3 protein-coding genes and 4 pseudogenes are annotated in these 4,557 nt (G+C 59.4%); 3 read left to right on the top strand and 4 right to left on the bottom strand.

Features of this window, described 5'->3' with window-relative positions; genetic code table 11:
• The 3 genes and pseudogenes from DQ405_RS24435 to DQ405_RS24425 all read right to left on the bottom strand — a co-directional run.
• On the bottom strand, positions 1-451 hold a 451-nt coding region (locus DQ405_RS24435), incomplete at its 3' end, for an alpha/beta fold hydrolase (protein ID WP_168426365.1).
• Positions 451-1,233 (bottom strand): class II aldolase/adducin family protein, encoded by a 783-nt coding sequence (locus DQ405_RS24430; protein ID WP_020302024.1) that lies wholly within the window; start codon positions 1,231-1,233, stop codon positions 451-453. The genes DQ405_RS24430 and DQ405_RS24435, both read right to left, overlap by 1 nt.
• A gap of 176 nt (positions 1,234-1,409) precedes the next feature.
• Positions 1,410-1,866 (bottom strand): annotated as a pseudogene (locus DQ405_RS24425) (flavodoxin).
• 129 nt (positions 1,867-1,995) lie between these two features.
• Between DQ405_RS24425 and DQ405_RS24420 the strand changes: the two are divergent.
• Both DQ405_RS24420 and DQ405_RS24415 read left to right on the top strand, forming a co-directional pair.
• A pseudogene (locus DQ405_RS24420) lies at positions 1,996-2,462 on the top strand (PAS domain-containing protein).
• Between the two features lie 58 nt (positions 2,463-2,520).
• Positions 2,521-3,127, top strand: a pseudogene (locus DQ405_RS24415) (hypothetical protein).
• Here the strand turns inward: DQ405_RS24415 and DQ405_RS24410 are convergent.
• Entirely contained in the window at positions 3,118-3,972 is an 855-nt protein-coding gene (locus DQ405_RS24410; protein ID WP_019817479.1) for a MerR family transcriptional regulator, read from the bottom strand. The pseudogene DQ405_RS24415 and the gene DQ405_RS24410 sit on opposite strands and share 10 nt — an antisense overlap.
• A gap of 322 nt (positions 3,973-4,294) precedes the next feature.
• On the opposite strand from DQ405_RS24410, the pseudogene DQ405_RS24405 reads away from it, so the two are divergent.
• Positions 4,295-4,557: pseudogene (locus tag DQ405_RS24405) on the top strand (antibiotic biosynthesis monooxygenase); the annotation flags it as partial.

The following is a 4,557-nucleotide window of genomic DNA, read 5'->3' as shown; positions in this document are numbered from 1 at the left end:
TTTGCACCAGCGCCGGCCGATGGGTTTCCGGAAACAGCCCGCCGTTGAGAAATACACAACTCGCCATCGGAAACCGGCCCTCGTAATGCCGAGCCAATAATTCCTGGGCGACACTGTCGCCGTAGTCATGAGCCAACACATGCACCGGCTGCTCTACGCGCAGGTGCTCAAGCAGCGCCTGTTGCAGATCGGCCTGTTCCAACAGGCAATAGTCGTGGTCCAAGGGTTTGGCCGAGTCGCCAAAGCCGAGCATGTCGCAGGCAATCACCAGATTGCGCTGGGCCAGGGGTTGCCACAGGTAGTGCCAGTCCCAACTGGCCGTGGGGAAACCATGAATCAGCAGCAACGGCTCGCCCTGCCCGGCCATCCAATACCGCACGGTGTGGCCACGAAAGACGAAGTCCTGGCCGCGCTTGCGCCAGGCTCTGAGCGGTATCTCGGCGAGTGGCATCAGCTTTTATACCCGGGGTCCTGGTGGTCCAATTTGCGTAGCAGCGCCGGCCAGGCCAGCGCACCACCCATACCTTGGGCGCTTTTTGTGACAGCTGCCACCATCGCCTTGGCACCGGCGAGAATCTGCGGCTCGATGGCGATCAACTCGGTGCCGCCGCTCTGGGCCAGCACCTGGATCTCGCAGGCGCGCTGGAAGGTGAACATCATCAGGAAGGTATCGGCGATGGTGCCGGCGCAGGTCAGCAGGCCGTGGTTATGCAGCATCAGGAAATTGTTCTGGCCCAAATCCGCTTGCAGGCGGGCCTTTTCCTCGTGATTGAGCGCCACGCCCTCATAGGCGTGATAGCCCAGGCTGGACAGTACAAACAGCGATTGCTGGCTGATGGGCAATACACCCTGCTTTTGCGCACACACCGCCACGCCCGCAGCAGTGTGAGTGTGCAGCACGCAGGTCACGTCGTGGCGTACTTCGTGGATGGCGCTGTGGATGGTGTAGCCCGCAGGGTTTATATCGTAGGGGCTCTCCATTTGCTTATTGCCGGCCTGGTCAACCTTGACCAGGCTCGACGCGGTGATCTCATGGAACATCAGCCCATAGGGGTTGATCAGGAAATCTTCAGTGCCCGGCACCTTGGCCGAAATATGCGTGAAGATCAGGTCATCCCAACCGTGCATGGCCACCAGGCGATAGCAGGCCGCAAGGTCCACGCGGGTTTGCCATTCGGCGGCGCTGACCTGGGCTTTGACGTTTTGTGGCGATGGAGCAGGGGCTAGGCTCATGGCAATGACCTCCTTGGCGCACTTCTTATGGTGTCTAAAGTGAGAGCCAGTCTAGTCAGACGCCGAGGCGCAAGGAGTTTCCTTGGCAGCCAGCTTGATGACTGAGCGAGTCAGTCAAGAGAATAGTACAAATACGTGTCAAAACAAGCGCCGTCAATAACGGCGCTCCCTGGGGCTCAACCGCGCAGCGCGGTGATCAAATCGGCCAGCCAAGGCTCGGCGTCAGCTTCCGGGGTGACGCTTTCGCTGGCGTCCAGGCGCAGCATCGGCTGCACTTCGCGGATGCCCAGTTCGGCGAACAATTTCGCGCATTTGTTCACCGCCGCCACAGAAAGTATCGCCATAGCTGGCGTCGCCCAGGCCGATGACCGCTCCCGGCAGGCCGCGCCAGGCGGCGGGCAGTTGGTCGCGGATGGTTGAGTACAGAGGCTGCAGATTGTCGGGCAACTCGCCCATGCCGGTGGTCGAGGTCACTGCCAGGAATGCATCGGGAGCAAAGGCCTGCACGTCTGCCAGCGTGGCACGTGCGTTGTGCCAGGCGTTGAAACCTGCGTCCTTGAGGATTTCTTCCGCGTGGCGAGCGACTTCTTCAGCCGTACCGTAGACCGAGCCGGAGAGGATGGCGACTTTCATCAATCTGATCCTGTGGTTGAGTGAAAGCGTGGGATATTAGCAGCCTGTGCCAATATTTCAGTGCGCACCGTGCAACATTCCAGACTTGCCATAAACTGGCAAGGTCAAAACCAGGCCATGGACCGCTCTATGATTAACGCCAAACTGTTGCAAATGGTCGTCAATGCGTCCAACGACGGAATCGTTGTTGCCGAGCGCGAAGGCAACGACAAACCGCTGATCTACGTCAACCCGGCCTTCGAACGGCTGACGGGCTATACCCTCGACGAGATCCTGTATCAGGACTGCCGCTTCCTGCAGTCGGGCGACCGCGACCAACCGGCCTTGATCGCCATCCGTGACGCGCTCGACAGCGGCGGCGCCTGCCGGGAGATCCTGCGCAACTTCGCAAAGACGGCACGCCTTTCTGGAACGAGCTATCGCTTTCGACCGTGTACAACGAGGTCGACAAGCAAACGTATTTCGTCGGCGTGCAAAAAGACGTCACCACTCAAGTCAAGGCACAACAGCGTGTCGCCCAACTGGAAGCTCAGTTGGCCGAGCTCAAGAGCGAGCTCGCCACACTCAAGGCGACGAGTGGAATTAACAAACTGTAAAAAACGCGGTCTTTAGAGCGATAATGGCTTTTTAATGCCTCAGCCTTGAGCCAGATCAATGCAACGCGACACGCTATTGACGCAGGACGAGCTGGATTTTATCCAGGACATGCAGCACAACCCGCAGCTCAACCTGCGGGATGCATGGTCGAGCCTGACGGTTAATGGCGGTGCACAGATTCGCGATTTGCTCACACGGCTAGCGGCTCACGACCAGGTCACCATCCAGGCGCAGTTCGACAACCAGCAACTCACCTTTCCCGTTGCACTTGGTGGAAGATGAGTTTCATGCCGTGCATTTGCGCCTGGGCGTACCGAGCATTTTTGAAGATGGGCCGATGATCCGCCCGTGGCGCCTGGCGCTTGAAACGCCGGTGGCGCTGGAAAACATCAAGGGCTACTCCAGCGCGCTGTGGGTGCACGAAGTGTCATTCAAAGGGGTGCTGGTAGAAGTGCGTGGCCGGGTCAAACCGCCAAAGACGTTTTCCCTGTGGTTCAGCCCTTCCGGCTACGAACGCATCGCCCTGCGCGGTACGCTGGAGCGGGAAACCGCCCGCGGCCTGTTCGCTTATCGCCTCAGCCAGAGCGATGCCGATGAGATCGAACGGTTACGCCAGTTCATCCTGCACCAGCATCGCCTGGTTCATCCTCACGTTCATGCCTGAGACTCCAGATGGCCGCTGAGCAGTTGCTGCAAGCGGCGCGGCATCAAGCGCCCGTCATTGCCCAGACAACCAATCGATGCCCCCTCCAGGCTGTGTTCTGCCAGCTCTGACGCCTCTCCAGCCAGCAGCAACGGGCAGTCGAGGGTGAAGGCCAGGCGATTGAGCCGCGACGCCAGCTCTGCGCCAGGGGCATGGTTGGAAAACAGCACCAGGGCTTGCGGCCGAGTGCGCTCACAGATCAGCGTCAACTCATCCAGTGGCTGGCCAACGCCCAGGACCTTGACCGCCAGTTTCTCGCTCGACATCAACAAGCCCGCCACCAGCAACTCCAGCTCACGGCACTCTCCGGCAATGGCTGACAGCAATACCCTGGGCGCTGGCGAGGCACAGGCCATTTGCAGGCACCGTGCGACACGCGAGCGCAGGAAATTATCGAAGAACAGCCACTCGCTGGCTTGGCCAAAGCGGCCTTGGTGACGTAACAACTGCTGCCACAGCGGGACCAAAATGTCCTGGAACACCACGGTTGTCGAATAGACGCTGAAGATCTGGCCGTACAACCGGTCGAGCTCACGATCATCAAAAGCACTGATGGCCTGCCGCAGTTGCGCCTGCCATTGGCGCCACTCCAGTTCGGTATCGCTGCGTGACGCGGTAGCCGGCTCGTTGGGCTGTGGGTCGCGCGCCAAAAGCTTGCCGACTTTGCTCACCGCCACGCCCCGCTCGATCCAGTCGAGGATGCGGTGCACGGTTTCAATATCGGTGCGTGAGTAAAGCCTGTGCCCACTTTCGGTGCGTACAGGCTGGATCAAACCGTAGCGACGCTCCCACGCACGCAACGTCACCGGGTTTACACCTGTGAGTCTTGCCACTTCACGAATCGGAAAACAGCCCCTCGCAGTCAGAGTGGCTGTCGGCTGTCGTTTCGCGAAGAGGCGCAGTGATTTCGGGCATCAGCGGTCAAAAAACTTGTATGAATTTGAACACCATTTAACGCCGATTGAACTGCATGATTCAAGATCTACGGCGATCCATCCGAAGTTTCTGGCGTATTTGGGCAAATCCGGAATAATCCTTGCCTGTTCTTTTGCGTCGCTGCACCACCCCGCAGCCTCGTTCGTGCACAGCCTACCCGGCTCGGCGCACTTGCTGATTTGGAGATATACGATGTCTACCTCACCCGTCACCTTGATGGTTGCGCGCCGCGTGGCCAAAGGTCGCTACGAAGAACTGATGGCCTGGCTGCGTGAAGGCGAGCAATTGGCGACTGACTTCCCCGGTTACCTGGGTTCCGGCGTGCTGGCCCCGCCACCCCATGATGATGAGTTCCAGATCATCTTCCGCTTTGCCGATGAAAAAACCCTGCATGCCTGGGAATTCTCCGCGTCGCGCAGCGCGTGGCTGAGCCGAGGCAGCGAGCTGTTTTGCCG

It is taken from the genome of Pseudomonas sp. SST3, from assembly GCF_003325755.1.
The sequence above is the reverse complement of the archived record's forward strand: the minus strand, read 5'-3'. Positions and strand labels throughout refer to the sequence as shown.